The sequence below is a fragment of the Exiguobacterium sp. PvP048 genome (assembly GCF_040549175.1).
Lineage (GTDB): Bacteria > Bacillota > Bacilli > Exiguobacteriales > Exiguobacteriaceae > Exiguobacterium_A > Exiguobacterium_A artemiae.
In genome coordinates, this window is the sequence record NZ_JBEPSU010000001.1 from 112,209 (window position 1) to 137,278 (window position 25,070).

The 25,070-nt window shown below is 46.4% G+C and carries 30 protein-coding genes; all 30 read right to left on the reverse strand.

Annotated features, from left to right (window positions below; translation table 11 throughout):
• Nucleotides 1-28 precede the first annotated feature (28 nt).
• Nucleotides 29-1,270 (reverse strand): RIP metalloprotease RseP, encoded by a 1,242-nt coding sequence (gene rseP / locus ABIC15_RS00560; protein ID WP_214764098.1) that lies wholly within the window; start codon nucleotides 1,268-1,270, stop codon nucleotides 29-31.
• A 13-nt stretch (nucleotides 1,271-1,283) separates the two neighbouring features.
• Entirely contained in the window at nucleotides 1,284-2,438 is a 1,155-nt protein-coding gene (locus ABIC15_RS00565) for a 1-deoxy-D-xylulose-5-phosphate reductoisomerase (RefSeq protein WP_354019503.1), read from the reverse strand.
• Between the two features lie 12 nt (nucleotides 2,439-2,450).
• On the reverse strand, nucleotides 2,451-3,251 hold the full coding sequence (locus tag ABIC15_RS00570) for a phosphatidate cytidylyltransferase (protein WP_012370716.1): 801 nt from the start codon (nucleotides 3,249-3,251) through the stop codon (nucleotides 2,451-2,453).
• A gap of 19 nt (nucleotides 3,252-3,270) precedes the next feature.
• A complete protein-coding gene (locus ABIC15_RS00575) occupies nucleotides 3,271-4,008 on the reverse strand; it encodes an undecaprenyl pyrophosphate synthase (protein WP_012370717.1) in 738 nt (245 codons plus the stop codon).
• A gap of 83 nt (nucleotides 4,009-4,091) precedes the next feature.
• Nucleotides 4,092-4,649 carry a ribosome recycling factor gene (frr, locus tag ABIC15_RS00580; protein ID WP_354019504.1) on the reverse strand — a complete coding sequence of 186 codons (558 nt, stop codon included), beginning with the start codon at nucleotides 4,647-4,649 and terminating at the stop codon, nucleotides 4,092-4,094.
• A gap of 1 nt (nucleotide 4,650) precedes the next feature.
• On the reverse strand, nucleotides 4,651-5,370 hold the full coding sequence (gene pyrH / locus ABIC15_RS00585) for a UMP kinase (protein ID WP_012370719.1): 720 nt from the start codon (nucleotides 5,368-5,370) through the stop codon (nucleotides 4,651-4,653).
• Between the two features lie 110 nt (nucleotides 5,371-5,480).
• The gene (tsf, locus tag ABIC15_RS00590) at nucleotides 5,481-6,362 is read right to left on the reverse strand and encodes a translation elongation factor Ts (protein WP_114595518.1); all 882 of its coding nucleotides are present in this window, start codon (nucleotides 6,360-6,362) and stop codon (nucleotides 5,481-5,483) included.
• An 82-nt stretch (nucleotides 6,363-6,444) separates the two neighbouring features.
• The gene (gene rpsB, locus ABIC15_RS00595; protein ID WP_012370721.1) at nucleotides 6,445-7,179 is read right to left on the reverse strand and encodes a 30S ribosomal protein S2; all 735 of its coding nucleotides are present in this window, start codon (nucleotides 7,177-7,179) and stop codon (nucleotides 6,445-6,447) included.
• A 129-nt stretch (nucleotides 7,180-7,308) separates the two neighbouring features.
• A complete protein-coding gene (locus ABIC15_RS00600; protein ID WP_147269811.1) occupies nucleotides 7,309-7,764 on the reverse strand; it encodes a hypothetical protein in 456 nt (151 codons plus the stop codon).
• Between the two features lie 11 nt (nucleotides 7,765-7,775).
• Nucleotides 7,776-8,549 (reverse strand): FliA/WhiG family RNA polymerase sigma factor, encoded by a 774-nt coding sequence (locus ABIC15_RS00605; protein ID WP_114595516.1) that lies wholly within the window; start codon nucleotides 8,547-8,549, stop codon nucleotides 7,776-7,778.
• Between the two features lie 13 nt (nucleotides 8,550-8,562).
• Nucleotides 8,563-9,045 carry a chemotaxis protein CheD gene (locus ABIC15_RS00610; RefSeq protein WP_114595515.1) on the reverse strand — a complete coding sequence of 161 codons (483 nt, stop codon included), beginning with the start codon at nucleotides 9,043-9,045 and terminating at the stop codon, nucleotides 8,563-8,565.
• Nucleotides 9,038-9,646, reverse strand: a complete 609-nt coding sequence (locus ABIC15_RS00615; protein WP_114595514.1) for a chemotaxis protein CheC — start codon at nucleotides 9,644-9,646, stop codon at nucleotides 9,038-9,040. The genes ABIC15_RS00610 and ABIC15_RS00615 overlap by 8 nt, the downstream gene beginning before the upstream one ends.
• A complete protein-coding gene (locus tag ABIC15_RS00620) occupies nucleotides 9,639-10,067 on the reverse strand; it encodes a chemotaxis protein CheW (RefSeq protein ID WP_114595513.1) in 429 nt (142 codons plus the stop codon). Before ABIC15_RS00620 ends, ABIC15_RS00615 begins: the two co-directional genes overlap by 8 nt.
• A gap of 11 nt (nucleotides 10,068-10,078) precedes the next feature.
• The gene (locus tag ABIC15_RS00625) at nucleotides 10,079-12,067 is read right to left on the reverse strand and encodes a chemotaxis protein CheA (protein ID WP_214764067.1); all 1,989 of its coding nucleotides are present in this window, start codon (nucleotides 12,065-12,067) and stop codon (nucleotides 10,079-10,081) included.
• Between the two features lie 21 nt (nucleotides 12,068-12,088).
• The gene (locus tag ABIC15_RS00630; RefSeq protein ID WP_354019505.1) at nucleotides 12,089-12,943 is read right to left on the reverse strand and encodes a MinD/ParA family protein; all 855 of its coding nucleotides are present in this window, start codon (nucleotides 12,941-12,943) and stop codon (nucleotides 12,089-12,091) included.
• Complete coding sequence (locus tag ABIC15_RS00635) at nucleotides 12,940-14,007, reverse strand: flagellar biosynthesis protein FlhF (RefSeq protein ID WP_354019506.1); 1,068 nt, start codon at nucleotides 14,005-14,007, stop codon at nucleotides 12,940-12,942. The genes ABIC15_RS00630 and ABIC15_RS00635 overlap by 4 nt, the downstream gene beginning before the upstream one ends.
• A gap of 3 nt (nucleotides 14,008-14,010) precedes the next feature.
• A complete protein-coding gene (gene flhA / locus ABIC15_RS00640; RefSeq protein ID WP_214848894.1) occupies nucleotides 14,011-16,035 on the reverse strand; it encodes a flagellar biosynthesis protein FlhA in 2,025 nt (674 codons plus the stop codon).
• 14 nt (nucleotides 16,036-16,049) lie between these two features.
• Entirely contained in the window at nucleotides 16,050-17,141 is a 1,092-nt protein-coding gene (gene flhB / locus ABIC15_RS00645; RefSeq protein ID WP_114595508.1) for a flagellar biosynthesis protein FlhB, read from the reverse strand.
• Between the two features lies 1 nt (nucleotide 17,142).
• Complete coding sequence (gene fliR / locus ABIC15_RS00650; protein WP_214764042.1) at nucleotides 17,143-17,910, reverse strand: flagellar biosynthetic protein FliR; 768 nt, start codon at nucleotides 17,908-17,910, stop codon at nucleotides 17,143-17,145.
• On the reverse strand, nucleotides 17,907-18,179 hold the full coding sequence (fliQ, locus tag ABIC15_RS00655; RefSeq protein ID WP_012370733.1) for a flagellar biosynthesis protein FliQ: 273 nt from the start codon (nucleotides 18,177-18,179) through the stop codon (nucleotides 17,907-17,909). Before fliQ ends, fliR begins: the two co-directional genes overlap by 4 nt.
• 11 nt (nucleotides 18,180-18,190) lie before the next feature.
• Entirely contained in the window at nucleotides 18,191-18,859 is a 669-nt protein-coding gene (fliP, locus tag ABIC15_RS00660; RefSeq protein WP_114595506.1) for a flagellar type III secretion system pore protein FliP, read from the reverse strand.
• A complete protein-coding gene (locus ABIC15_RS00665; RefSeq protein WP_251135899.1) occupies nucleotides 18,856-19,332 on the reverse strand; it encodes a flagellar biosynthetic protein FliO in 477 nt (158 codons plus the stop codon). Before ABIC15_RS00665 ends, fliP begins: the two co-directional genes overlap by 4 nt.
• A 14-nt stretch (nucleotides 19,333-19,346) precedes the next feature.
• Nucleotides 19,347-19,712: a response regulator gene (locus tag ABIC15_RS00670; protein ID WP_012370736.1), complete on the reverse strand. Its 366-nt coding sequence runs from the start codon at nucleotides 19,710-19,712 to the stop codon at nucleotides 19,347-19,349.
• 12 nt (nucleotides 19,713-19,724) lie between these two features.
• On the reverse strand, nucleotides 19,725-20,855 hold the full coding sequence (fliY, locus tag ABIC15_RS00675) for a flagellar motor switch phosphatase FliY (RefSeq protein WP_114595504.1): 1,131 nt from the start codon (nucleotides 20,853-20,855) through the stop codon (nucleotides 19,725-19,727).
• A gap of 1 nt (nucleotide 20,856) precedes the next feature.
• Entirely contained in the window at nucleotides 20,857-21,840 is a 984-nt protein-coding gene (fliM, locus tag ABIC15_RS00680) for a flagellar motor switch protein FliM (RefSeq protein WP_012370738.1), read from the reverse strand.
• Between the two features lie 9 nt (nucleotides 21,841-21,849).
• Nucleotides 21,850-22,299, reverse strand: a complete 450-nt coding sequence (locus tag ABIC15_RS00685) for a flagellar basal body-associated FliL family protein (RefSeq protein WP_026828016.1) — start codon at nucleotides 22,297-22,299, stop codon at nucleotides 21,850-21,852.
• Nucleotides 22,274-22,510 carry a flagellar FlbD family protein gene (locus tag ABIC15_RS00690; RefSeq protein WP_026828015.1) on the reverse strand — a complete coding sequence of 79 codons (237 nt, stop codon included), beginning with the start codon at nucleotides 22,508-22,510 and terminating at the stop codon, nucleotides 22,274-22,276. The genes ABIC15_RS00685 and ABIC15_RS00690 overlap by 26 nt, the downstream gene beginning before the upstream one ends.
• A complete protein-coding gene (flgG, locus tag ABIC15_RS00695; RefSeq protein ID WP_014970679.1) occupies nucleotides 22,507-23,403 on the reverse strand; it encodes a flagellar basal body rod protein FlgG in 897 nt (298 codons plus the stop codon). The genes ABIC15_RS00690 and flgG overlap by 4 nt, the downstream gene beginning before the upstream one ends.
• On the reverse strand, nucleotides 23,403-23,873 hold the full coding sequence (locus ABIC15_RS00700; protein ID WP_114595503.1) for a flagellar hook capping FlgD N-terminal domain-containing protein: 471 nt from the start codon (nucleotides 23,871-23,873) through the stop codon (nucleotides 23,403-23,405). Before ABIC15_RS00700 ends, flgG begins: the two co-directional genes overlap by 1 nt.
• Entirely contained in the window at nucleotides 23,866-25,062 is a 1,197-nt protein-coding gene (locus ABIC15_RS00705) for a flagellar hook-length control protein FliK (RefSeq protein ID WP_214764026.1), read from the reverse strand. The genes ABIC15_RS00700 and ABIC15_RS00705 overlap by 8 nt, the downstream gene beginning before the upstream one ends.
• Nucleotides 25,063-25,070: the final 8 nt, after the last annotated feature.

Sequence of the window (25,070 nt, forward strand, 5' to 3'; positions counted from 1 at the left end):
TGAGTCGTGAACCCCTTTGACTAATAATTTAAAAGAACTTCTGGATATCGTTCCATGTGACGACTAACATCAAAAGCATCAACAGTGCAAATCCGACAAAATGGACGAGTCCTTCTTTTTGTGGATCGACAGGTTTCCCGCGCAACGCTTCTAAAAATAGGAATAATAATCGACCGCCGTCTAAAGCAGGTAGTGGTAACAAGTTGAATACTGCTAAGTTGACTGAAAGTAATGCAGTCCACGTCAGCAACATAGAAAATCCGCTGTCTGCGACTTGATCCGTCATTTTGACAATCCCGACCGGACCGGATAATTGATCCACGCCGACGACACCTGTTACGAGATCTCCGACCGCTCCGACGATTAAGGTCGACATCCGCCATGTTTCAGAAACCCCTGTCTGTAAAGCAGTTCCGAATGATTTTTCTGTTTCATTCGTCACACCGATGATTCCGACTTTTTGATCACCTTGCTGTTGGACTTTCGGTGTGATGGACGTCGTTTGTTCCTGACCGTCTCGTTCATAGACGACCGTCGTCTTTTTTCCGGCCTGATCTTGGAAACCTGCCCGTAAATCCGTCCATTTATCCGTTTCTGTCCCATTGACGGAAACGATCCGGTCTCCTTCGACAAGACCTGCCTTGTCGGCCGGAGAACCTTTTTGAACCGTTCCGATGACACTGTCCCCAGTCGGTGAACCGTTATACAATGCCAAGCCGAACAGAATGACAAACGCGAGGACGAAGTTCATGGCCGGACCCGCAGCAATGGCTAAGACACGCTTGAACACGGATTTTGATCCAAACGTCCGATCGTAAGGCGCAATCTGTGTTTTCGTTTGTCCCTCGACAAGAAAAGCAGTCTTCGAGACAGGATAACGTGTCGACACTTCATCTTGTAACGCAATGACTTCTAACTTGTGCAGCAAGTCAATTTTTTCAACGGTGACGACTTGATCTGCTTCCGGACGCGAAGCATCCAGATACATCGTTTCGACGACACCGTCACGAAGTCCCAATCCGATTGTCTGACCGGGCTTGACTTCGACGAATTCCGGTTCTTCCCCGGCCATTTTGACATATCCGCCGATTGGTAACAGGCGGACCGTATACAGTGTCTCATTTTTGAAAAAAGAAAAAATTTTCGGACCAAATCCGATGGCAAATTCACGGCAGAGAATTCCTGCCCGTTTGGCCATAACGAGATGACCCCATTCATGTACGGCAACAAGTACACCGAACATCAATACGATTGATATAAAGGTCGTCATTGTTATCCCATCCTTAGTTAGCGAGTGAGTGAGAAGCAACAAACGCACGGGCCCAACGATCCGACTCCAAAATCTGGTCCAAAGACGGATCTTCGATGTTTTCATGTGCTTGAAGAGCCGCCTCAACGCTCGCTTCAATTTCTAAAAAGCTGATTTCCCCTTTTAAAAAACGGTCGACAGCTTGTTCGTTCGCAGCATTGAGCACGGAAGGCATCGATCCGCCGGCACGTCCTGCCTCAAACGCAAGACGAAGCAGTGGATACCGTTCAAATGAAGCTTCCGCAAAATTCAGGCGTCCGATTTGTTTTAAGTTTAACCGTTCTCCCCCTTTGATTTCAAGGCGGGACGGATATGTAAGGGCATATTGAATCGGTTCACGCATGTCCGGCATTCCGAGTTGAGCCATCACTGCACCGTCATTGAATTCGACCATCGAGTGGATGATGGATTCTCGGTGGAGGACCACATCAATTTCGTCATACGTCACATCAAATAACCAGTGCGCTTCGATGACTTCAAACCCTTTGTTCATCATCGTCGCCGAGTCAATCGTGATTTTTGCACCCATCGACCAGTTCGGATGATTCAGCGCTTGTTCCACCGTCACGTTTGCCAACTGTTCCCGTGTTTGGTCACGGAAACTGCCGCCGGATGCAGTTAAAATGATTTGTCGAACATCCTGACGCCGTTCACCATTCAAGCACTGGAAGATGGCAGCATGTTCACTGTCGACCGGAAGAATCGCGACACCTTTTTCGCGTGCTTTTTTCATGACGAGGTGTCCGGCAGTCACCAATGTCTCTTTGTTTGCCAATCCAATTGATTTTCCCGCTTCGATTGCGGCCAATGTCGGTCGAAGACCTATTGCACCGACGACGGCTGTAATGACGATATCCGCTTGTTCAGCTGTCGCAACAGCAATCAATCCGTCCTCCCCGACAAGTACTGTCGGCGAATAGTCAAGTACTGCTTCCAATTGCTCTTTTACAGTCTCGTCTAAGACCGCTACCAGCTCCGGACGTAAACGATTCAGCCAGGGTAAAGCAACCTCGATGTTTTTCCCGAACGCAAAGCTGACCAGTTGGAAACGGTCCGGATTTGCTGCGATGACATCTAACGTCTGGGTGCCGATCGATCCGGTTCCCCCAATGATACTAACCTGTTTCATCATTTTTCCTCCTTATCCGAATATACCGAGTACGATCAGAACGGTAAACACAATGATCATACTGTCGAACCGGTCAAGAATCCCACCGTGTCCGGGTAATAATGCTCCGGAATCTTTTACGCCGTAATGACGTTTGTACGCGGACTGAACTAAATCCCCAAGTTGGCCGACTACGGCAACGATCAGTGCCAATAATACAACTGTTCCCATGCCAACTGTCGGATGAATCAGCTCAAAGACTACTCCGAGCAGAATGGCAAGAACAACACCGCCAAGTGCCCCTTCAACCGTCTTATTGGGGCTGATTGCCGGCCACAGTTTTGTTTTCCCGAGACTTTTTCCGACGAAGTAAGCACCCGAATCCGTAAACCAGATCAGCAGAATAATCAGTAAAGAAAAGATTAATCCGTTCTCAAGCAGACGAATGTACGTAAACGATGCAAATCCTACACCGACATACACAGCAGTCAGCAACAGGAAGGCGACATCGTCAAAAGTGAACATGTTCTTTGAGAATACTGTCCAAAATAACCCGATCAAGACAATCAACATTCCCCAAGCAATCGGTGTCAGTCCCAGTGACAGCAACTGGTCGCTTGCCTGTTCGTACAAACTGATAAACGGAAGTAATGTACCTGCTCCAAACAACAGCACCGGAATCGACTTGAACGACAATTGCCGCATTTTAACCATTTCGGTATACCCGATGAGTGTCAAGATTGCCATAAAAGCAAGGAATGGGAGTCCTCCTAGATAAAGCAAACCTAAAAAGATGGCACCTGCCCAGATTCCTGTAATAATTCGTGTTTTCATAAGAAATGTCCTCGTTTAGTCAGACTCCGCCAAAACGACGGGTCCGTTGATTATAGTCTTCAATTGCCGCTAAGAACTGGTCACGCCGGAACTCGGGCCATAAGACATCGGTAAAGTAAAATTCGGCATAGGCAGCTTGCCATAATAAAAAGTTTGAAAGTCGTTGTTCCCCACTCGTCCGGATGACGAGATCAACATCCGTCATCGAACCCGTCATCAATTCCTGTTCAATGATTTCATTTGTAATCATGTCGGGTTGCAACAAACCGGCCTGGACTTTTTCAGCAATTTTCTGCATGACTTGGACGATTTCATCCCGTCCTCCGTAATTGAGGGCGAAAATCAGCCGAAGTCCTGTATTGTTTGCTGTATCTGTTTTCGCTTGTTGAACGGCTTCCCGCGTATAAATCGGCAGACGTGATACTTCTCCCGCCACTTCGACTTTGACATTACGTTCATTTAAGTCCTTTAAATCGGATTCTAAAAACTGTGCCGGCAGTTTCATCAGAAAACTGACTTCTTCTTCAGGACGCGTCCAATTTTCGGTCGAAAAAGCATATAACGTCAAACTTTTCACACCTAATTCATTTGCCGTCCGAACAACTTCCCGGACAGATTTCATCCCTTCACGATGCCCCATGATCCGGGGAAGGCCTCGTTTTTTTGCCCAACGTCCGTTTCCATCCATAATAATCGCAATGTGTTCAGGAACTTGTTGTTCAATTACTTCTTTAGTCTGATTTAACCATTGAAACATTTACTTCTTCCTCCCCTCGTTTAGTTTAAGAAGAAAGGGACTCTTCGTGTGACAAAGAGTCCCCAACCTGACGATATAGCGTGTCATACTTCCATAATTTCTTGTTCTTTATCCGCGGCAGTTTGATCAAGTACTTTAACGAATTTATCCGTCAAGGTTTGAACATCTTCCGTGTAACCGCGCAGATCGTCTTCCGTCAATACGCCATCTTTTTCTTGCTTTTTCAATTGTTCGTTCGTATCACGACGGATGTTCCGAAGTGCAACTTTTCCTTCTTCCGTGTACTTCTTGACAAGTTTCACGAGTTCTTTCCGACGATCTTCTGTCAGTGGCGGAATCGCCAAACGAATGACTGTTCCGTCTGAAGAAGGAGCCAGTCCGAGGTCTGCACGTTGAATCGCTTTTTCGATTTCTGTCACCATCGATTTATCCCATGGTGTAATCAAAATCAAACGCGCTTCCGGCGTATTGACGTTTGCGACTTGATTGAGCGGTGTCGGTGAACCGTAGTAGTCCACTTGAACCGGATCAAGGATTGAGACGTTTGCACGTCCTGCACGTAATGTTGCAAGTTCTTTTTTTAATGACAGATGTGCTTTCTCCATCCGCTCTTCTGCTTGTTTCATGATTACTTGTGACATGTTATTTCCCCCTTACAAGTGTCCCGATTTCATCACCGGTGACGACCCGTTTAATGTTTCCTTCTTCCATCAACGAGAAGACGATGAGCGGGATATCATTATCCATACAAAGTGATGTTGCCGTTGAATCCATAACTTGAAGGCCGTCTTTAAGAACATCGAGGTAAGACAATGTCTCAAATTTCTTCGCGTCCGGATCGACGTTTGGATCAGCTGAATAGACACCGTCGACGTTGTTTTTCGCCATCAGGATGACTTCCGCCTCGATTTCAGCTGCCCGAAGCGCTGCTGTCGTATCTGTTGAGAAATAAGGATTTCCTGTTCCGGCTGCAAAGATAACAACCCGTCCTTTTTCAAGATGACGCATTGCCCGGCGGCGGATGTATGGTTCAGCGACTTGTCGCATCTCAATCGACGTCTGAACACGTGTTTCGACACCAACGGACTCCAGGCTATCTTGTAAAGCGAGCGAGTTCATGACGGTCGCAAGCATTCCCATATAATCGGCATTTGCCCGGTCCATCCCAAGCTCCGCTCCCGTCTTACCGCGCCAAATGTTTCCTGCACCTACGACGACTGCGACTTCTACGTTCAATTCGACTAGTTCTTTAATTTGATTCGAAATCGAATTGACAATCCCAGGATGAATTCCGAACCCTTGATCTCCTGCGAGCGCTTCTCCGCTCAATTTTAACACAATCCGGTTATATTTCGGTTGCATGACTATGTCCCCCTTGCTAAATTCCGTAAAAAAGGAACACGACCCACTTCCACACGAAAGTGGATTGAAGCATACGTGTTCCTTCTCTTGTCATCAGGAAATCCTGATTCTTATTTTTTAAGTTGGTTCATTACTTCTTCAGCGAAGTTTTCTTCACGTTTCTCCATACCTTCTCCAACTTCGAAGCGTACGAATGAAACGATTTTTCCGCCTTTAGATTCTACATATTTACCGACTTTGAAGTCTGGATCTTTGACGAATGTTTGGTCAACGAGGCAGATTTCTTCGTAGAATTTGTTCATACGACCAGCAATCATTTTCTCAACGATGTTAGCAGGTTTGCCTTCGTTGAGTGCTTGCTCTGTAAGAACTTTTTCTTCACGTGCTTTTTCTTCTTCTGTGACAGAAGAACGGTCGACGTAAAGTGGACGCGCTGCAGCAATGTGCATTGCGATATCTTTTGCAACAGTTTCGTCTGTTGTGCCTTCGACGACGACGACAGAACCGATACGACCACCCATGTGGAGGTAAGAACCGAATGCTGCGTTGTCTTCTTTAGCGAAGAGCGCTACACGACGGAGTGAGATTTTCTCTCCGATTGTTGATGCTTCTTCTGAGATGTATGTGTCGATTGTTTTTCCTGCTTCGTATTCAGAAGCAAGTGCTGCTTCAGCCGTTTCAGAACCATTGCGGAGTACTGCGTCTGCAATGTTTTGAACGAGTGATTGGAAACGTTCGTTTTTCGCAACGAAGTCAGTTTCCGAGTTGATTTCAACAAGTGCTGCTTTGTTGCCGTTAACTGCAACAGCTGTCAAACCTTCTGCTGCAATCCGGTCGCCTTTAGCTGCTGCTTTAGCGATTCCTTTTTCACGCAAGAAGTCGATTGCTGCGTTCATGTCCCCATCTGCTTCGACGAGTGCTTTTTTGCAGTCAAGCATCCCTGCACCAGTTTTTTCACGAAGTTCTTTTACCATAGCTGCTGTAATAGCCATTCGATATTCCTCCTTATAACGTCCTTATTTTCAAAAAAAAGGTGATAAAAGGTCAATTCCCTTTATCACCTGGCATCACGAATTACTCAGCGTCTGCTACTACTTCTTCAGTAGTTTCAGGTGCTACGTTATCTTCGCCTTGTTTAACTTCGAGGATTGCGTCAGCCATTTTACCAGTAAGCAATTTGACTGCACGGATCGCATCGTCGTTTGCTGGGATGACGTAGTCGATTTCGTCCGGATCACAGTTTGTGTCAACGATCGCAACGATTGGGATGTTGAGTTTGTGTGCTTCTGCAATCGCGATACGCTCTTTGCGTGGGTCAACGATGAAGAGTGCATCTGGAACGCCTGGCATATCTTTGATACCGCCGAGGAATTTCTCAAGACGAGTCATTTCTTTTTTAAGAATGATGACCTCTTTTTTAGGAAGAACTTCGAATGTACCGTTCTCTTCCATTTTTTCGAGTTGTTTTAAACGGTTGATACGTTTTTTGATTGTAGAGAAGTTCGTGAGTGTTCCACCTAACCAACGTTCGTTGATGAAGTATTGACCAGCACGGATCGCTTCTTCTTTCACAGTGTCTTGAGCTTGTTTTTTCGTACCAACGAAAAGAACGTTTCCGCCTTCAGACGCTACTTCACGGATGAAGTTGTAAGCTTCGTCTACTTTTTTAACCGTTTTTTGTAGGTCAATGATGTAGATTCCGTTACGTTCTGTGAAGATGTATTTTGCCATTTTCGGGTTCCAACGGCGTGTTTGGTGACCAAAGTGTACACCAGCTTCTAACAATTGTTTCATCGAGATTACTGCCATGATGAATTCCTCCTTTTGGGTTTTGGATGTCCTCCGCGATGATCGTTGTTCCAGCTAACCTATTAAAGGCACCGCAGCCGGCGATACATGCGTGCGTAATTAACACCGTAGACTAATATAGCATAAAGTTTAACGCCGGGCAACCTTCGTTTTCTGAGAAAGTTTAGCAATCAAGGCCACTTCTCCGGCTCCCCGGTTCAGTGAACGGGCCAATTGATCTAAATCAGCACCTTTTTCGAGTTGATCTTTAACATCCAATAGAGGCGGTTCTTCTACCCGGTCGTCCGGTTTGTCCTCATTTCCAGGTACGTTTACCGGTGCAGACGGATAATCGGATCGCTCTGATTCTTCAGCTACAATGATCTCGCCTTTCCATTCTTGTCCGACCGGAGTCGACGGGCGGGATATTACCTCCCCTTCCGTCAGCTCATTCACCTGTTGCATGAATTGTAACAGAATTTCTTCCGTTTCCTGCTTCTGTCGTTCAAGGTGTGTGACGCGGTCCTTCAAAAGGGCTTGTTGCTTAAACAATAACAAAAGACCGTAACAAATGAGTGCTGCTAGCAAAATATAAAAAAGTGTCATGGTATGTCCTTTCACATCGCGACGCGGTCAGAAAGATAAGCACTCCCTAACGCTTGTTTCAGTTTTCGGAGCGCTTTCGAGTGAATCTGCGAAATTCGTGAAGTAGATAAACCAAGGACTTCCCCGATTTCCGTCAATGTCAGTTCTTCAAAGTAAAAGAGGGATACGACGTATTGTTCCTTCTCGGATAATTGCTCCACTTCTTCCGCCAATTTCGAAATCAGTTCCCGCATCAAAAGCGTATCCTCAGGTGTTGCTGCATCCGGATCCAGATAGGAAACGGCCATCGCTTTTCCTTCGTCTTGAAGTGTCACGGCTTCATCGATCGATAGAATATTCGCAAAATAGCTCTCAGCCAGTGCCGTCTTGACTTCTTCCGGATTCATATCAACAATCGATGAAACCTCATCAATCGTCGGGGTCCGTTGAAGACTTTGTTCTAAAATCTCGACAGCGGCTTCGACCCGCTTTGATTTTTCGCGTAACGACCGGGGTAACCAGTCAATTTTCCGTAAGCCATCCAAAATGGCGCCGCGAATACGGAATGCTGCATACGTATCAAATTTATTGTTGTGATTTTGATCGAATTTTTGAAGGGCATCATACAATCCCATCATCCCAAGACTTTTTAATTCATCACGATCGACACTCTTCGGAAGTGTCGCGCTGAGACGCTGAACGTGGTAGTGCACAAGAGGTTCATAATTTAGCAGTAACTGGTCAGCTACCGCTACATCACGCGTCGATAGCCATTGATTCCAAAGTTGTTGTAATTCCTCACGCATGACCATTCCTCCTCTAAATTTCCAGCGTTCCGACGTTGACTGTCCGGATGACTAACCGACCAGTCTGAGAATGGAACTCGATCGTTCGACCATTTGTTCCACCAACGTCTTCCGCAACGAGTGGGACGTTCGCTTTTCGTAAAGCCAATTTTACCGCCGCAATATTTCGTTCACCGATTCGCATCGATTCGTGTTCATATTTAAATTGAAACATTTGTGCACCACCGGCAATTTTTGCCCGGAGACGAATTGCTCCACTATGACGAAGACGACGTGCCAACTCGACGACTGCCGTATCGGCGAACTTTCCGATTTCCAGTGCGATATTCCGACTGATTGACGAGTCCGGTAACATCACGTGTGCCATACTCGACAGCCCACGCTCTTGGTCGTAGATGATGACACCGACACAAGAACCTAAACCAGCCGTCCGAAGAATGATCGGTTTTTGGCTGACTGCATATTCTGCAATTCCAATCCGAACGACTTCATCCATCAATATCCACACCCAATCGTTGAAAGACCGAATCAAAGGCACCTTCTTCAGGTAGTAACAATAAATGACCATTCAAATCATTACCTGAACTGGATAAACGTGTATCGATGTATACTGCCATGTTACCAAATTTTGTTGACTCAAGTAAGGCAACTTCCAAAATTGCTCCCACCATATCAAAAGCAGAGGCCGGGACCGTGACATGGACGGATAAATCCAGCCAATCGGAAATCGAGCGGGCATAAGCGCCGATCAAAATATTCCCGATCTCTTCCCATGCTGAAACACCAAGTGCATGGTGTTCCGAAAAAAATTGAAATGGCTGTTGCAATAACTGAGAAACGAGTTTCTCAGCATCCTTGAGTGGCATTAAAAATAATAAGGATGCTTTAATATCCCCAGAAAATCGAAGGAGTGCTCCTGCTGTGTAAGCTTCAGCACCTCCGACCCGCTCAATGATGGTCGAGAACCCTTCCAAGTCCGCTGAAGGGACTTCGATTTCAACCGGTTGCCCCAGCAACGTGGATAAAGCGGTTGCCGCATGTGCCGCCCCGATATTACCAATTTCTCGAAAGACATCCTGTTCCATTCGATTAAGCATGGATAATCTCTTCAAATAAACGGTTTGGCTCGAGTAAAGAGAACAGTTGATCTTCCCCTTTAGCGATGGCCGTTAAATAGTTGGTCTCGTCTTGTTTTGAATCTGCCAGCGGTTCAATCCGGACATCTGCTGCTTCAACGACTTCATTTGCACAATCCACGATGAATCCTGCATCTCCATGTTCCAGTGTTGCGATGATGATCCGTGTTTCTTCTGTTTCCTCGACGGACTCAAATCCTAAACGTGTCCGCAAATCAATCACGGGTGTAACGACTCCGCGTAAGTTGATGACACCTTTGACATAAGATGCGGCATTTGGGATACGTGTGATCGGAATGACACGTTCGATTGAACGAACCGATTGCACATCAATTCCATATGCATTTTCTTCTAATTGAAAGACGACCCATTTTTGTTCCATTCTTCATTCCCTCACTTTCGTAACAGTGCATTGCTGTCAATGATTAACGCAACTTGTCCGTCACCCAGAATCGTCGCACCTGAAATCGCACGAATCCCCTCAAGATAACTGCCTAGCGGTTTCATGACGATTTCCTGTTGTCCTATCAGTTCTGAGACTATCAACCCTGCTAATTTCTCGCCGCTTCGGACGACGACGACAGAATAGGCGTCTGCTTCCGCATGCGGTAATCCGTATACTTGATTTAATGAAATCAATGGAACAAGCTGGCCACGGAAATCGAATACCTTTTCCCGGTGGGCTTGTAAAATGGCGTCCTGCTTCAGCGATGTCGTTTCAAGGATGGCTGTCAACGGGATCGCATATGTTTCTTCTCCCAATTTGACGAGCATCGCAGAAATAATCGATAACGTCAGCGGTAAACTGATTCTGAAAATCGTTCCTTCTCCGCGTTTCGTCTCGACGAAGACTTCTCCACCGAGCGATTCAATTTTCGATTTAACGACGTCCAGCCCGACACCACGGCCTGATAAGTCGGTGACGGTTTCTGCCGTCGAGAATCCAGGCGCAAACAATAACATCGATGCTTCTTCCGGTGTCAACAACGCTGCCTCTTCTTCCGTCAACAATCCTTTTTCAAGGGCAATTTTCGTCACCCGTTCCTGATTAATGCCTGCGCCGTCATCTTCAATCTCGATGAACACACGGTTTCCGGAATGGTAAGCCCGGAGTGACAGATTTCCTTCGACTGCTTTTCCTGCTAAAATCCGGTCAGCTTTGCTTTCAATTCCATGATCGACTGCATTTCGGATCAAGTGGACGAGCGGATCCCCAATTTCATCAATGACCGTCCGGTCGAGTTCTGTTTCCGCTCCTGTAATGTGGAGCTTGATGTTTTTACCGACATCTTTCGATACCGAACGTACCATCCGCGGGAAACGATTGAAGACTTGTTCAATCGGCATCATCCGTAACGTTAGGACAAGTGACTGCAGTTCATTTGTTCCGCGTTTAATCCGTTCAACCGTCTCCGTCAAATCAGAAGAACCGGCTTCTGCCGCAATCCGCTCGAGGCGTCCACGGTCAATGATGAATTCTTCAAACAGATTCATCAATCGATCAATCCGCTCGAGGTTGACACGAATCGTTTTTGCCGCAACCGGTGTTTGTGTCTCGTTCGAAGTATCCGTCGCCGGATTGACGACCGGCGTTTCAACCGGCTCGAGCAACGTCGCCGCTGCTGCTGGTTCGACCGGCACTTCGAATGGCTGTATCAACACTTGAGCGACTTCCGAAACGGCTTTGACTTCACTTTGAATGTCTTCAGCAGATTTCATCGTCACGAACAAGACATCAAAACGGGTCTCGAATTGTTCTTGTTCCAGTTCATCCGAAGTCGGATTCGACAAGATGACATCCCCAAGGTTTTGCAACCGGTCAAATACCATATACACCCGGGCCGCCTTTAAAATGACATCCGCCGATAACTCCACCGTAATGACATAGGCTTGATAACCGGAAGCCATCGATTGACGGACAACCGACTCAGAATAGACATCACACTCAAAGTTTTTCATGACTGTTGCTGCGGGTTTGTCCGTATCCTGACTTGGTTCCGAATCTGTATTGATAAACTGTTTCAAACGAACGACGGTTGTTGCCACATCCAGCTTTCCGGTACCACCCTGACTGATGTCCTCGACCATCGTTTCCAGCTGTTCAGCTGCGACAAATAATACATCAATCAATTCGGGTGTGGCAGGTTGTGTCTTCGAACGGACTAAATCAAGTGCACTTTCCATTTCATGTGTTAAATCGGCAATGGCATCATACCCCATCGTTCCGGCCATCCCTTTTAACGTATGAGCGGATCGGAAAATTTGATCGATGACGGCTTCATCGTCGAGTCGTTGTTCAAAAATCAGCAAACTCGAATTAATGGCTTGTAAATGTTCAATCGATTCATCAAGAAACAATCCTAAATATTCATTTAAATCCATGGAACGTATCCTCCTTTATGGTTAGCGGACACGGTTATGCCGTTTTTTCAAACGATTCAGTAACCGGTCTAAAAATTTCTGTTCCTGGACCTGAAGCCCCGTCAGCGATGTCGTAATATGATCAAGTCGCCAACTGACATCACTCGTCCGATCAAATACATAAAATGGTCGTTGGGCTTTGACTGCCTTCATGACAGTCGGATCATCCGGCAAAAAACCGACGAAGCGCAACGATTTTTCCAAAAAATTCTGACTGACCTGTTGTAGACGGTCAAATGTTTCAAGCGCTTCTTGGCCGTTCGTTGCCCGATTGACGATGACTGCGACAGGAAGTTCATGTGCGTGGTGATGCGCAAGTTTGACGAAAGCGTATCCGTCCATGATTGACGTCGGTTCAGGCGTCACGACCAGCCATGCTTCATCCGCACTGCTGATGAAATCAAAAGTCTGATGTGTTGCTCCGGCACCCAGATCGAGTAAGACGAAATCATATTCATAGAAAAACCGAAACTCGCTCATCATGAATTCAACATCGTGATCCGTCAGATCCATTAATTCTGTGAATCCGCTCCCGCCATGAATGAAATGCAGTTCCGGCGTCGCTTCGACGACGGCTTGGGTCAAGGGTGACCGTTCCTTGACACAATCCATCAATGAAACTCTAGACGATTTTCCGAGCAGCACACCGACATTCGCCATGCCGATGTCCAAATCAATGATTAATACTTTTTTGGCTTGCAACGATAGCGCGACACCCAGATTCACCGCGACATTCGTTTTTCCGACCCCGCCTTTACCACTGACGATTGCAATGGTTTTGGTCTGCCGTACGGAAAATTTTGATCTTAACGCTCGTGCCTGATCTTCTGGCATCATCTTAACCCTCTTTCTACAATCATTCGGGAAACTTCTGCACTTGTCGGCCAGATGATGTCTTCAGGTACTTCTTGTCCTGTCGTCAGACAAAACACAGGCAACTGTGTCTTTTTCGTCAGTCCGTAAATCGACCACAAATCTGTTGTCTCATCGGCTTTGGTAAAAATGAATCCGGACAACGGGACTTGATCGAACCGTTGTTGAATCTGTTCTAAATCGCGGTACTTCGACGTTAAGCTGAGTACAAGAAATACATCCGTCTCTGAAAAATCATGCCGCTTTTTTAACTGTTCGACATAACCCGCGTCAAGAAAATTTCTTCCCGCCGTGTCGACCAGGATGACGTCACAGTCGGATAAGTCGACTTTTGCTTGTTCGAATTCTTGTAAATCATAGGCGACGCGTAACGGAATATCGATGATGTCGGCATAAGTCCGCAATTGTTCGATGGCTGAAATCCGATATGTATCCGTCGTAATCAATCCAACGGTTTGTTGTTTCGTAAGACGGTAATAAGCAGCCAGTTTGGCAAGGGTCGTCGTTTTTCCGACTCCCGTCGGTCCGGTCACCATAATGAAACGGGAAGTTGCCGTCATGACTTGAATAGGAGCAGTCACAGTCGCGATGAAGGCTTGTTCGACCTGTCTCACATCATTGGTCTTGTAGTAAGTGGACACCAATAAATCATAGAGTGCCTCCGCTTCACGCTGCAGGGCAGGTTCAGCGAGCAAAACTTCGTATGAGCTCAGCGCTTCCGGCAACCGCCGTGAAGCGAACGAGACAATCTTCGGACTAAGCGGCTCGATCATTGACGGATGACTTTGAACGACTGATTTAGCTGGTTGCAGCTCAGCCGTAACCTGTTTTACAGGCTGTATTATTTTTTCGACCGGATGTTCTTCGACCGAGGCGACGAGCTCCACTTTTTTTTGTGCAAATAAGCCGAACAAACCGCCCACTTTGATCTGTCGTGTGTTCAAAATGATGGCATCATTTCCTAAGTCTTGTTTAACCAGTTCCATCGCTTCGCTGACAGAATTTGCGATAATTCGTTTTACCATCATGTGTTAAATCACCCCAATACTCTTGACTTCAATTGTCGGAATCAATTCGTTATAAGACAGAACAGGTACATCCGGGAAATAACGTTCTGTTAATTGACGAACAAACATCCGAATACTTGGTGATGCCAAAACGATTGGCTGAGCTCCGTACCGTTCGAATTCTGCCGTCAATTCATTTAATGACTCAATGAAATGTGTTGCCTTATCAGGATCAAGCGCCAAATAATTGCCGAACTCCGTTTTTTGAATCGCTGACTGAATCTCCATCTCCAGTTCACTCGATACCGTCACAACGTGTAATACGTCTCCTTGTAAGACTTGTTCCGTAATTTGTCGGGCTAATGCTTGACGGACATATTCAGCTAACAAATCACTATCTTTCGTCACAGCCGCATAATCAGCGAGTGTCTCAAAAATAAGCGGTAAGTTTCGAATCGAGATTTTTTCTTTTAACAACTGCACGAACACTTTTTGCAGCTCGCCGATCGACAACAATTGCGGTGTCACTTCGTCGACTAAAATCGGATGCGATTCCTTTAAATGATCGACCAGTTGTTTTGTCTCTTCTCGGCCGAGTAAATCGGCCGCATGTTTTTTCAGAAGTTCCGTCAAATGTGTGGCGACAACAGATGGCGGGTCGACGACTGTATATCCGGACATCTCAGCCCGGCTTCTCGTCCGTTCATCAATCCATAAGGCCGGCATCCCGAACGCGGGTTCAACCGTCTCGATCCCTTGGATTTCCGGATCATCGACACCCGGACTCATTGCCAGATAATGATCGAGCAGCAGTTCGCCGGTTGCCATCTCACTTCCGCGGATTTTAATCCGGTAGTGATTCGGCGGGAGTTGCAGATGGTCACGAATCCGGACTGTCGGTAAGACGAATCCAAGTTCAAGTGCCAACTGTCTCCGGATCATGACGACCCGGTCAAGTAAATCCCCACCTTGCGCTTCATCGGCGAGCGGGATCAAACCATAGCCAAATTCAAACTCGATCGTATCGACGTTCAAGAGGGAAATGACGGATTCGCTCGATCGCAGGTTTTCAGTTGGTGCCTCTTCGACAGCGACTTCTTCTTGAGCTGCTTTTGACGTTCGTGTCAATCGCCAAGCGAAGAAGGCCGCTGCTGCCGCGACAGGAATCGTCACGTAATCGGGAATCGCTGTAAAAAGACCTAACAGGAAGATGGCACCAGCTCCAATCATGACGAGGAGCGGTGTCCGTGAGAGCTGACCGATGATGTCTTCCCCTAAGTTACCGTCAGAAGTCGAGCGGGTAACGATGATTCCGGTTGCGACAGAAATCAATAAGGCCGGAATTTGACTGACAAGACCGTCACCGACCGTCAACAAGGTGTATAAGCTGATTGATTCGGTCATCGGTAACCCTTGTTGGACGACACCGATGATCATTCCGAAAATCAAGTTGATGATGACGATGATGATTCCGGCAATCGCGTCTCCCTTGACGAATTTCGAAGCTCCATCCATCGCGCCGTAAAAATCGGCTTCCGACTGGATTTTTTGGCGGCGTGTCCGGGCTTGTAATTCGTCGATCATACCGGAGTTCAAATCGGCATCAATCGCCATCTGTTTTCCGGGCATCGCATCGAGCGTAAACCGGGCCGATACTTCCGATACCCGCTCCGATCCTTTCGTGATGACCAAAAACTGAATCAATACAAGAATCAGGAAGACGACGAATCCAACCAGAGCGTTTCCGCCGACAACGAAACTACCAAATGCTTCAATGACTTCTCCACCGTTCCCGTTCGAGAGAATCGATCGGGTCGTCGAGACGTTTAGTGCCAATCGGAACAGAGTCACGATCAGCAAGAGGGTCGGGAACACAGAAAATTCCAATGCTTCCTTCGCGTTCATCGCGACAAGTAAGACCATTAAGGCAATCAAAATGTTGATGATGATAAGAAAATCGAGTAAAAATCCTGGCAGTGGAATGACGAGCATGAAGACAATCATAATGACGCCTAGCAGGACAGATAAATCTCGTGTTGAAATGGTCATGATGCTTCATCCTTTCATTTCGCTTGTTTCATTTGATAGACAAAGGCGAGTGTTTCAGCGAGTGCCTGATAAAATGATTCATCCACTGCCATTCCTATTTCTGATTTTGCGAATAATGCTCGTGCGAGCGGTCTATTTTCAATAATCGGGATCTCAGCTGCTGTCGCCTTCTCCCGAATTCGGAATGCGACAGCATCCACTCCCTTGGCGACGACAATAGGTGCGGCATGTTTGCCGTCATCATACTGAATCGCTACGGCGTAATGGGTCGGGTTCGTAATGACTACATCGGCGTTCGGTATTTCCTGCATCATCCGCCGCATCGCCATTTCCCGTTGTTGCTGTTTGATTTTCCCTTTGATTTGCGGATCCCCTTCTGTATTCTTATGCTCATCCTTTAAGTCTTGTTTACTCATCCGAATCGACTTTTCAAAATCGAATTTTTGATAAGCAAAGTCAAGGACAGCAAGGACGATCAACGCGATACTGACTGAAATCCCCAACAGGAACGTCAGATGACCGATAATCGCCAAGGCGTCACCAATCGGTTCTGACGTCAAACGTGAAATTTCTACTTTGTTATTCCATAAGACTGTTCCACTCGTCACACCGATGACAAGTAATTTAAATACCGATTTTAAGAATTCAATTAATGCTTTCATGCTGACGATTCGTTTGACGCCTTGCAGCGGATTGATCCGGTCGAGTTTCGGTTGAATCGATTCTGTACTGAGCAATGCTCCAATCTGCACAAAATTCCCTAAAATGCCGATGACGACTGCTGTCAAAAAGAAGGGTGCAACCAAAATACTCATTTGGACCAGCATTTCAATCATGACTTCCTGGACGCGTCCTTCTTCGACAGCGACTAAGACCGTTTGGGCACTCAGTCCATCTTCTAATACCATGACGAACCGTTTCCCTAGAAACGGACCAAAGAAAAATAAAATCAGGAACATTCCGAACAACATCAAACTGCTTGTTAAATCAGCCGACTTTGCGACCTGACCTTTTTTTCGAGAATCATCACGTTTTCGAGGGGATGCCTTTTCCGTCTTTTCGCCCGCAAAATACTGGAGGTCAAGCGTTAATGTATATTTTCCCATCTCAACCTCCTAGTAATTGAATCGCATCGGACAATACGTCTTGTAATAAGGGAACAAATCGAGAAATCCCGGTAATGGTTGCTCCGGCGAGTAAAAACAAAATCGCATAACCCATCAATAACTTGACAGAAAATCCAATCGCAAAAATATTGAACTGGGGTGCGGTTTTCGCTAAAAACCCAAGCGCCAAATCAACTAAAAACAGGGCGACCACAAGTGGCATCGCCATTTGAAGAGCCGTGAGCATCGCGAGCCCGACGACACGAACGACTAAGCTCATGCCAGCTTCTCCGGAAACGTTAATCGCACTACCGGGCGGAAAGATTTTAAAACTCGTATAGATGCCATCTAGTAAAATCAAATGCATATCTGATGCCAGCAACACGAGCAGTGTCAACATGTAAAAAAATCGGCCGACGATCGGCGATTGACCACCAAACATCGGATCATATGCCGATGCCATCGCCAGCCCCATCTGTAAATCAATGATTGATCCGGCCATTTGTGGCGCATACAGTAAAAAACTGGCGAGCAAACCGAGGGAGAGCCCAATGACGACTTCTGTTCCCATTCGAAAAAAGAAATCGATGTCATCGACTTGAACCGTCGTCTTGACCGCATAACTGGCAAAATAGGCAAGTCCGGCAGCGATTGCCAACTTATGCTGAGCGGGTAACTGCTTCGATGAAAACAAAGGAGCAGCCACTAAAAATCCAACGAGTCGACCAAATACAAGTAAAAAAACACTGACAAAGGACAGTAACGTCATTTCCGCGAAACCTCGGCAATCTGTTTGAAGATTTCAATCGTAAACGTTTTGAGTTCTTCCATGATCCATGGACCGAAAAAGACGAGTGCTAAAAAAACGGCAACAATCTTCGGAACAAACGATAAGGTCTGCTCTTGAATTTGAGTCGTCGCCTGCAAGATGCTAACGAGAAGTCCAACGACGAGTGAGACGAGCAAGAGCGGAGCTGACACCTTTAACAAGGTCCATACGGCCGAACTGGCTAATTGAATAATCATTTCCTGCGTCATGTCGTCCCTCCCTATCGCATGCTGACGAGTAGTGATTCGACAATTAAATGCCAACCATCTACTAAAATGAACAATAATAATTTAAACGGTAAGGCAATCATGACCGGTGGTAACATCATCATCCCCATCGACATCAAGACACTCGAAACGACCATATCGATGACGAGGAACGGAATGAAAATCATAAATCCGATTTGAAACGCCGTCTTTAACTCACTGATGGCATAGGCCGGCACTAACGCGACGAGCGGAATATCTTCCACCTTCTCCGGCTTCTCGTAATTGCCATATTTCAAAAAGAGTTCTAAGTCATTGCTCCGTGTGTACTGAGACATAAAACGTTTCATCGTTCCTCCGGCTTGATCAAAGGCTTCCTCTTGACTGATTTTGTCGTCCATGTACGGTTGTAAGGCCGTCGTGTTCAATTCCGTTAAAATAGGCGCCATAACGAACAATGTGATGAATAACGCCAGTCCGACAAGCAGTTGGTTCGGCGGTGTTTGTTGTGTTCCTAAAGCAGAACGCACAAAGGATAAGACGACGATGACGCGTGTGAAACATGTCATCAAAATCAGTAACGACGGTGCTAATGATAAAAGCGTAAGTAAGACCAGTAATTTGATGGAAGTTGCCGTCCCGGACGGCGTATCCAAGGAGATCAAGTTTTCAATCGTCGTCATGACCGTCCTCGTTTCTTCTGGAACTGATCGAGCTGTTGCTTAAATGATTCCAGAAACGGAGATGCGGCTGACGTATGTGGTGGGCTCTCGGATGTATCCGTTGCTAACCATTCGTCATCTTCTTCAATCGTATCAAGCAATTCAACGTTTTGACCGACACCGACAACATAAATCTTACCGTGAACCCTCACGAGCTGAACGGATCGATCTTTGCCAAGCGGGACACCACCGAGATGCGACAGTCGGCTCGATTGACGGACTCCCTTTGTCCGTTCATTGATGAAACGGACAGCAAGCAGGAATCCACCAATCAAAACTGCGAGTGTCACGACGATTTTTACGACCGTGACGACTGTCGATGACCCGTCGACCTGTTGTGTTGTAGGTTCATTTTTCTTAGATGGGTTGAGCTTCTCTTCCACTGTTTCGGCACCGACCTGATGCGTCAGCAGGAACAGGAGAAGACAGGTCAAACAGGTCAGTCTTCTCATGATGAAATGGTTTTCGAAACGGCTTCGAGTACACGGTCTGCCTGGAACGGTTTGACGATGAAGTCTTTTGCTCCGGCTTGAATCGCATCGATGACCATCGATTGTTGTCCCATCGCCGAACACATGATGACTTTGGCAGCCGGGTTGAAGGCTTTGATTTCTTTTAATGCTGAAATCCCGTCCATTTCCGGCATCGTGATATCAAGTGTGACGAGATCCGGCGTTAACTCTTTATATTTCGAAACGGCTTCACGTCCGTTTTCAGCCTCACCGACGACGTCATAGCCGTTTTTCGATAAAATTTCCTTAATCATCATTCGCATGAAAGCTGCATCATCTACAATCAAAACTTTTGCACTCATCCTATTTCCTCCTTAGAACATCCGCAGACGTTCTTTTGTATTGACGATCTCTGTAATCCGGACACCGAAGTTTTCTTCGATGACGACGACTTCTCCCGTTGCAATCAATGTATTATTGACGAACACGTCAACGGGTTCTCCTGCTAATTTATCCAGTTCAATGATGGAACCTTGTGTTAATTCCAAAATGTCCCGGACTGACCGGCGCGTCCGTCCCAGTTCGACTGTGACATTCAACGGTACATCGTAGAGCATGCCGATGTTGCCGGGCGGACCTTCTTGTTGCACTTCAGAAAACTGACCGAACTGAACAGGACTGACGCCAACCGGCTCCTTTTTGTGTTCGGGTGGTGCTTCATACCGGGGTTCCGGCTGCGGCTGAGACGCAGCCGGCTGTTCCCGGACCGGTTCTGGTGCAGGGACTTGAACTGCGGGTGCCGGTTCACTCGTTGTCGTACTGGCATTGAATAATTTCTGAATCAATTGTTTGGAAAATTCAAGTGGTGCCAATTGGACGATTTTTGAGTCGATCAGCGTTCCGATTTTCAAATCAAATTCGATGATGACCATGCTTTCCCATAACGAGAAGCTGTCCACAATTGTTTTTTCTTGCGAGAAATCAAAAATTTCGACCGCTGGAGGCGAGATATCGATGCGCATTGAGAACACGGTCGACATCGAGGTCGCAGCCGCTCCCATCATCTGGTTCATCGCTTCCTGAACGGCAGACAGCGCAATCGGTTCCATCTCAAGGCTCTCATCAACGACACCATCGCCGCCCATCATTAAATTCGCAATGACGGAAGCATCCCGTTGTGTCAAAATCAAAACGTTTTCTCCTTTGAATCCTTCTGTATATCCAACGCGAAGAGCGACGTGGGGAATCGGATAACGACTCCGCAATTCTTCCATCGTAATCATCCGCACGTGTGGTGTCGTGATTTCGACTTTTTGATTCAACAATGCAGAAAGGGCTGTCGCGGAATTTCCTAACGAGATGTTCCCGACTTCTCCAAGCGCATCAATTTCCATCTCATCCAATTGATGTAAATCATCCGTTGAACTGGTATCGGTTGGTTCTTCAGCCGATGGGGTTCCACGTAATAATGCATCGATTTCATCTTGCGAAAGCATATCGCTCATGTTATTCCTCCTCAATTCGTTGTAAGACTTGTAAAGCGAGATGCTTCCCGTTCAGACCAGGCCGCGCTTTGAACATTTTCCGATCATCGACGAACAATTCAACCGGATCGGATGTACGTGTCTGGAGGGACAGGCAATCGCCTACCTCGAGGTGTAACAATTCTCCAAACGAAAGTTCCGTCTGGCCGAGCACTGCTTTCAAATCGACGATTGATCCCATCAACTGTGTTTGCATATGTTCTGACTCTTGGTTATCGGCTGACTTTCGTTTCTCTTGTTGCATCCAAAAGTGACTCGATAGTTTCGGAATGATTGGTTCGAGTGTCACGAACGGCAGACAGACATTAAGCGTTCCGCTTACTTCTCCGACCGTCACGTAAATCGAGACGAGAATGACCGTTTCATTCGGTGAGACGAGTTGAAGAAATTGTGGATTGATTTCCAAATCATCATACTCGGCTTCGATTTCGGCAATCGATTCCCACGCTGCCCCGTATTGAACAAAAGCGCGTTTGAATAACTGCGTCAAGATCCGGGTTTCGATTTCCGTCAAGTTCTCAATCTTATTCATACCTTCCCCCGGTCCGCCGAGCAATCGATCGAGCATCGCATACGCGATGTTCGGATTCACTTCGAAGATGACCCGTCCGTCTAACGGATGAAGATTCACTAAATTAATTAAGGTCATGTTCGGAATGGAATGAATGAATTCGTCATAAGGAAGCTGTTCGACCGTATTGACCGTAAACTGGACGTATGTTCTAAGCTGTGCTGAGAAATGGGTCGTCAAGACTCGGGCAAATTGTTCATGAATCCGCGTTAAGTTCCGCATCTGGTCTTTTGAGAATCGCAACGCCCGTTTAAAGTCATATACTTTCACACGACGTTCTTCTTCTTGACTGCGTATTTCCTCAACTTCCATATCTCCGCTTGAAATGGCTGATAGCAGGGCGTCAATTTCATGTTGTGATAATACTTCGCTCATGCGGCCACCTCACTGGATGATTTTTTTCGTCGTGTAGACACGTTGAACATCGCCTTCTTGCAGGAGCTTTTTAAATTGCCCCCGTAATTTTTCTTCGAGTTTCGCCATGTCCTGTTTAGAATCTAAATCTTGTTTTTTCATCGAAGCTAAATCCCCTAAGATGATATTGTTGATTTGAAACTTGCGTAATTCCAGTTCTTCCCGTGTTGCTGCATCATCCGTGACGATTGTAAACTGAACATTTAAGAATCGTTCGTCTGCAATGTTCGTCGTCAAATCATCTGTTTGAAAACTTCGCTCTTCAAGTTCCGCTCCTGTCGGTTGTTCGACTTTCGCTTCGGTCGGATCACTCGTTAACAAATATTTTGAAAGCATGTAGCCCGCACCTACCATCATAATCGCGACGACAACCATGATGAGTGGTAATTTCAACTTACTCTTCTTCTTTTCTTCTGCCATCTTCGAGCCTCCTAGCACTGTTCAAGCCCGTTAAACCGACTTGTCGGTAAAAATCGATTGTGGCTGCTTTTACCTCTTCCAATGTTTCTTTGACGACATAAGTCTGTCCCCCGACCAACTGGATCGTCGTATCGGGTGTCGACCGGACCGCTTCGATTAAGATTGCATTTAAGACAAGCGGTGTTTCACGTAATGTCGTTAAAGTAATCATCGTTTCAAGTTAACGAGTTCTTCTAAAATCTGATCTGATGTTGTGATGATCCGGGTGTTTGCCTGGAATCCGCGTTGGGCGATGATCATTTCCGTAAACTCTTCCGATAAGTCGACGTTCGACATTTCAAGTGTTCCGGATGTTAATTGACCAAGACCGTTTGTGCTTGGCGTTCCAGTCGCTGCGATACCCGAGTTTTGAGAAGCGGCAAACAAGTTCACTCCTGATTTTTCAAGACCACCCGGGTTAGCGAAATTGGCCATTGATACGTAACCAACTCGTTGCAAGTTACCCGTTCCATCAACGAATGTGACTAGTCCGTCTTTTCCGATTGCAAGGTTCTGTGCTCCCGTCGGAATTTGTAACTTCATGTAGCCATTATTTACTTTGTTTGTGATTTGACCTTGAGCATCGTATTGGTTGGCAGGTAGATTTGCTTGATCGGCAGGTGGCTGTCCAGGGTTGGCAGGCGGTGGATCAGACAATCCTACGAGATAATTTCCATCTCCCGTTACGATGTTCCCTTGAAGATCTGTATAAAAGTTACCGGAACGAGAATAACGCACACCGTCTGCCGTTAAGACTTGATAGAATCCTTCACCGGAAATCCCGACATCAAGCGTTCGACCTGTATTTTGTAACGCTCCTTGATTATAAACGTTATCGACCGTTGACATCGAGGCCCCGAGTCCTACCTGTTTCGGGTTTGTCCCACCGACACCTCCACCATTACCTGATGCGGAACCAACTGATTGGTTGACAAGATCCTTAAACGTGACACGACCTTTTTTATAACCAAATGTATTGACGTTGGCGATGTTATTCCCGACGACGTCTAACTTTGTTTGGAAGTTCTTTAACCCACTGATTCCTGAATACATTGAACGTAACATTATTTTTCCTCCTTTGTTTTAATTTCAGTCAATTCGTAGACACTGACACTTTTTCCGTTTGATAACTCGGCAATGACATCGACCCCGTCACGCTTTACACTGAGGACGTTTGCCGTCACTTTACCGGTCGATGTCACATCTGCTCCCGTTGCATCTTTCGTGACAGTCTCACCTTCATAGCTGACACTTTTTCCAATTAAATTACTGTAGTTCATCAGAGCCGCCGCATGCTGATTGAGCATCATCGTATCCATCCCTTTGCCAATCGCTTGCATCTGTTCAAGAGAAGAAAACTGAGCCATCTGCGAAATGAACTCCTTGTCTTCCATCGGTGCCGTTGGATCTTGATTGGACAATTGGGCAATCAGGATTTTCATGAACATGTCTTTGTCCATCGAGTTACTGGATGGTACTTTCGTTTTCTCCGGTAACTGATAGGACGACGCATCATTTTTGATGGAATCAGTCATCTTCATCCTCCTCTAGTTCTTCTTCGTACGGTGCAGGTTCTTCTTGCTGGCGTTCCCGTCGTTCTTGCGGCAAACCTTGTTCAAAGTCTTTGACACTCGATGCCAACATCCCGGTTTCGACTTTGACGAGTGGTGCTTGCGGCTGCAACGATGTATGTAGCTTTCCGAGTTGCTGATCCAGCATTTGTTTTGCTTGTTCTGTCGCCGCGAAAAGCTTTACTGTCAATAAACCGTCTTTTTTATCCAACTGGATGACGACTTCACCCAACTGTTCTGGATATAAGCGGATCGACATGCGTGTCGAACCGTCCGCACCTTTTAAAAATGGTGCTTGTTTCATCGCCGCTTCAATCCGGGACGTGAGTTGTTCATCGACATTTGGTTGCATGACGGATGGCCGAACCCCTACCCCTAATGCACCGTTCATACGTTCAAATTTCAATCCGGTCAACGGTGATGGTTGTTCTTTCCCTTCCGGATCGGCAGCTACCTGAATGGATTCAATCACCTTTTTAGTCATGACATTGGTTTTCAGTGTTGGTGTCGTTTGTTCAGATGAGACAAGGCGATTTGAAAGCAAAGGCATCACTGCCTCTTTTTTAGTACCCGGAGCATTCATTAACGTCGGATTAGTTTGCGGTACAGCTGAAACCGCCGTTACAACTGGCATTACCGGAAACGGTCCAACAGTCCCTGAAACATCAGTCGCCTGAATGACCGGAGCATTTAGTCCTGCCGGTAAGTCATTTCCTTTCACATGTTCCTTAGCGACGACGGTCAACATCACCGTTGCAAGTACTTGTTGGAGGGAAGCTGGGAATTGTTCGAATAACTCCATCGCTTTTCCCGGCTGTCCGTCTTGTATCGTCTTAATGAACTGAATCAGCTCCGTCGCTTTTTTAGGATCATGTATTATATCTTCTACTTCAGGTTGCTCCAGAAGTTGTAACACTTTTTCCGGCTGTGCGGTCAATTGTTCCAACAGCGGTTTGACTTCGAGATTCGTCTCCCCTTCAGTCGGTATTGCCTGTTGATCCAGTGAAGGGTTCTGTACGCCCTCAGCTAGAGGTTGCACTAAGTATTGAAGTAACGAAGCAAAATTTCCAACGCCATTCGCCGGGAGCTCTTTCCCGTTCCACTTCGTAACCGGTTTAGCTATTTGTGCTTGCTGTACATCCGTCAAGTTCATCTTATTTT

Excerpts from the sequence above, each read along its gene's own strand:
- rseP (WP_214764098.1), bottom strand. The coding sequence starts at position 1,270 with ATGACGACCTTTATATCAATCGTATTGATGTTCGGTGTACTTGTTGCC.
- ABIC15_RS00565 (WP_354019503.1), bottom strand. The coding sequence starts at position 2,438 with ATGAAACAGGTTAGTATCATTGGGGGAACCGGATCGATCGGCACCCAG.
- ABIC15_RS00570 (WP_012370716.1), bottom strand. The coding sequence starts at position 3,251 with ATGAAAACACGAATTATTACAGGAATCTGGGCAGGTGCCATCTTTTTA.
- ABIC15_RS00575 (WP_012370717.1), bottom strand. The coding sequence starts at position 4,008 with ATGTTTCAATGGTTAAATCAGACTAAAGAAGTAATTGAACAACAAGTT.
- frr (WP_354019504.1), bottom strand. The coding sequence starts at position 4,649 with ATGTCACAAGTAATCATGAAACAAGCAGAAGAGCGGATGGAGAAAGCA.
- pyrH (WP_012370719.1), bottom strand. The coding sequence starts at position 5,370 with ATGCAACCGAAATATAACCGGATTGTGTTAAAATTGAGCGGAGAAGCG.
- tsf (WP_114595518.1), bottom strand. The coding sequence starts at position 6,362 with ATGGCTATTACAGCAGCTATGGTAAAAGAACTTCGTGAAAAAACTGGT.
- rpsB (WP_012370721.1), bottom strand. The coding sequence starts at position 7,179 with ATGGCAGTAATCTCGATGAAACAATTGTTAGAAGCTGGTGTACACTTT.
- ABIC15_RS00600 (WP_147269811.1), bottom strand. The coding sequence starts at position 7,764 with ATGACACTTTTTTATATTTTGCTAGCAGCACTCATTTGTTACGGTCTT.
- ABIC15_RS00605 (WP_114595516.1), bottom strand. The coding sequence starts at position 8,549 with ATGCGTGAGGAATTACAACAACTTTGGAATCAATGGCTATCGACGCGT.
- ABIC15_RS00610 (WP_114595515.1), bottom strand. The coding sequence starts at position 9,045 with ATGGATGAAGTCGTTCGGATTGGAATTGCAGAATATGCAGTCAGCCAA.
- ABIC15_RS00615 (WP_114595514.1), bottom strand. The coding sequence starts at position 9,646 with ATGCTTAATCGAATGGAACAGGATGTCTTTCGAGAAATTGGTAATATC.
- ABIC15_RS00620 (WP_114595513.1), bottom strand. The coding sequence starts at position 10,067 with ATGGAACAAAAATGGGTCGTCTTTCAATTAGAAGAAAATGCATATGGA.
- ABIC15_RS00625 (WP_214764067.1), bottom strand. The coding sequence starts at position 12,067 with ATGGATTTAAATGAATATTTAGGATTGTTTCTTGATGAATCGATTGAA.
- ABIC15_RS00630 (WP_354019505.1), bottom strand. The coding sequence starts at position 12,943 with ATGATGCCAGAAGATCAGGCACGAGCGTTAAGATCAAAATTTTCCGTA.
- ABIC15_RS00635 (WP_354019506.1), bottom strand. The coding sequence starts at position 14,007 with ATGATGGTAAAACGAATTATCGCAAATTCTGTCAGCGAAGCGATGGAA.
- flhA (WP_214848894.1), bottom strand. The coding sequence starts at position 16,035 with ATGACCATTTCAACACGAGATTTATCTGTCCTGCTAGGCGTCATTATG.
- flhB (WP_114595508.1), bottom strand. The coding sequence starts at position 17,141 with ATGGGAAAATATACATTAACGCTTGACCTCCAGTATTTTGCGGGCGAA.
- fliR (WP_214764042.1), bottom strand. The coding sequence starts at position 17,910 with ATGACGTTACTGTCCTTTGTCAGTGTTTTTTTACTTGTATTTGGTCGA.
- fliQ (WP_012370733.1), bottom strand. The coding sequence starts at position 18,179 with ATGACGCAGGAAATGATTATTCAATTAGCCAGTTCGGCCGTATGGACC.
- fliP (WP_114595506.1), bottom strand. The coding sequence starts at position 18,859 with ATGACGACGATTGAAAACTTGATCTCCTTGGATACGCCGTCCGGGACG.
- ABIC15_RS00670 (WP_012370736.1), bottom strand. The coding sequence starts at position 19,712 with ATGAGTGCAAAAGTTTTGATTGTAGATGATGCAGCTTTCATGCGAATG.
- fliY (WP_114595504.1), bottom strand. The coding sequence starts at position 20,855 with ATGAGCGATATGCTTTCGCAAGATGAAATCGATGCATTATTACGTGGA.
- fliM (WP_012370738.1), bottom strand. The coding sequence starts at position 21,840 with ATGAGCGAAGTATTATCACAACATGAAATTGACGCCCTGCTATCAGCC.
- ABIC15_RS00685 (WP_026828016.1), bottom strand. The coding sequence starts at position 22,299 with ATGGCAGAAGAAAAGAAGAAGAGTAAGTTGAAATTACCACTCATCATG.
- ABIC15_RS00690 (WP_026828015.1), bottom strand. The coding sequence starts at position 22,510 with ATGATTACTTTAACGACATTACGTGAAACACCGCTTGTCTTAAATGCA.
- flgG (WP_014970679.1), bottom strand. The coding sequence starts at position 23,403 with ATGTTACGTTCAATGTATTCAGGAATCAGTGGGTTAAAGAACTTCCAA.
- ABIC15_RS00700 (WP_114595503.1), bottom strand. The coding sequence starts at position 23,873 with ATGACTGATTCCATCAAAAATGATGCGTCGTCCTATCAGTTACCGGAG.
- ABIC15_RS00705 (WP_214764026.1), bottom strand. The coding sequence starts at position 25,062 with ATGAACTTGACGGATGTACAGCAAGCACAAATAGCTAAACCGGTTACG.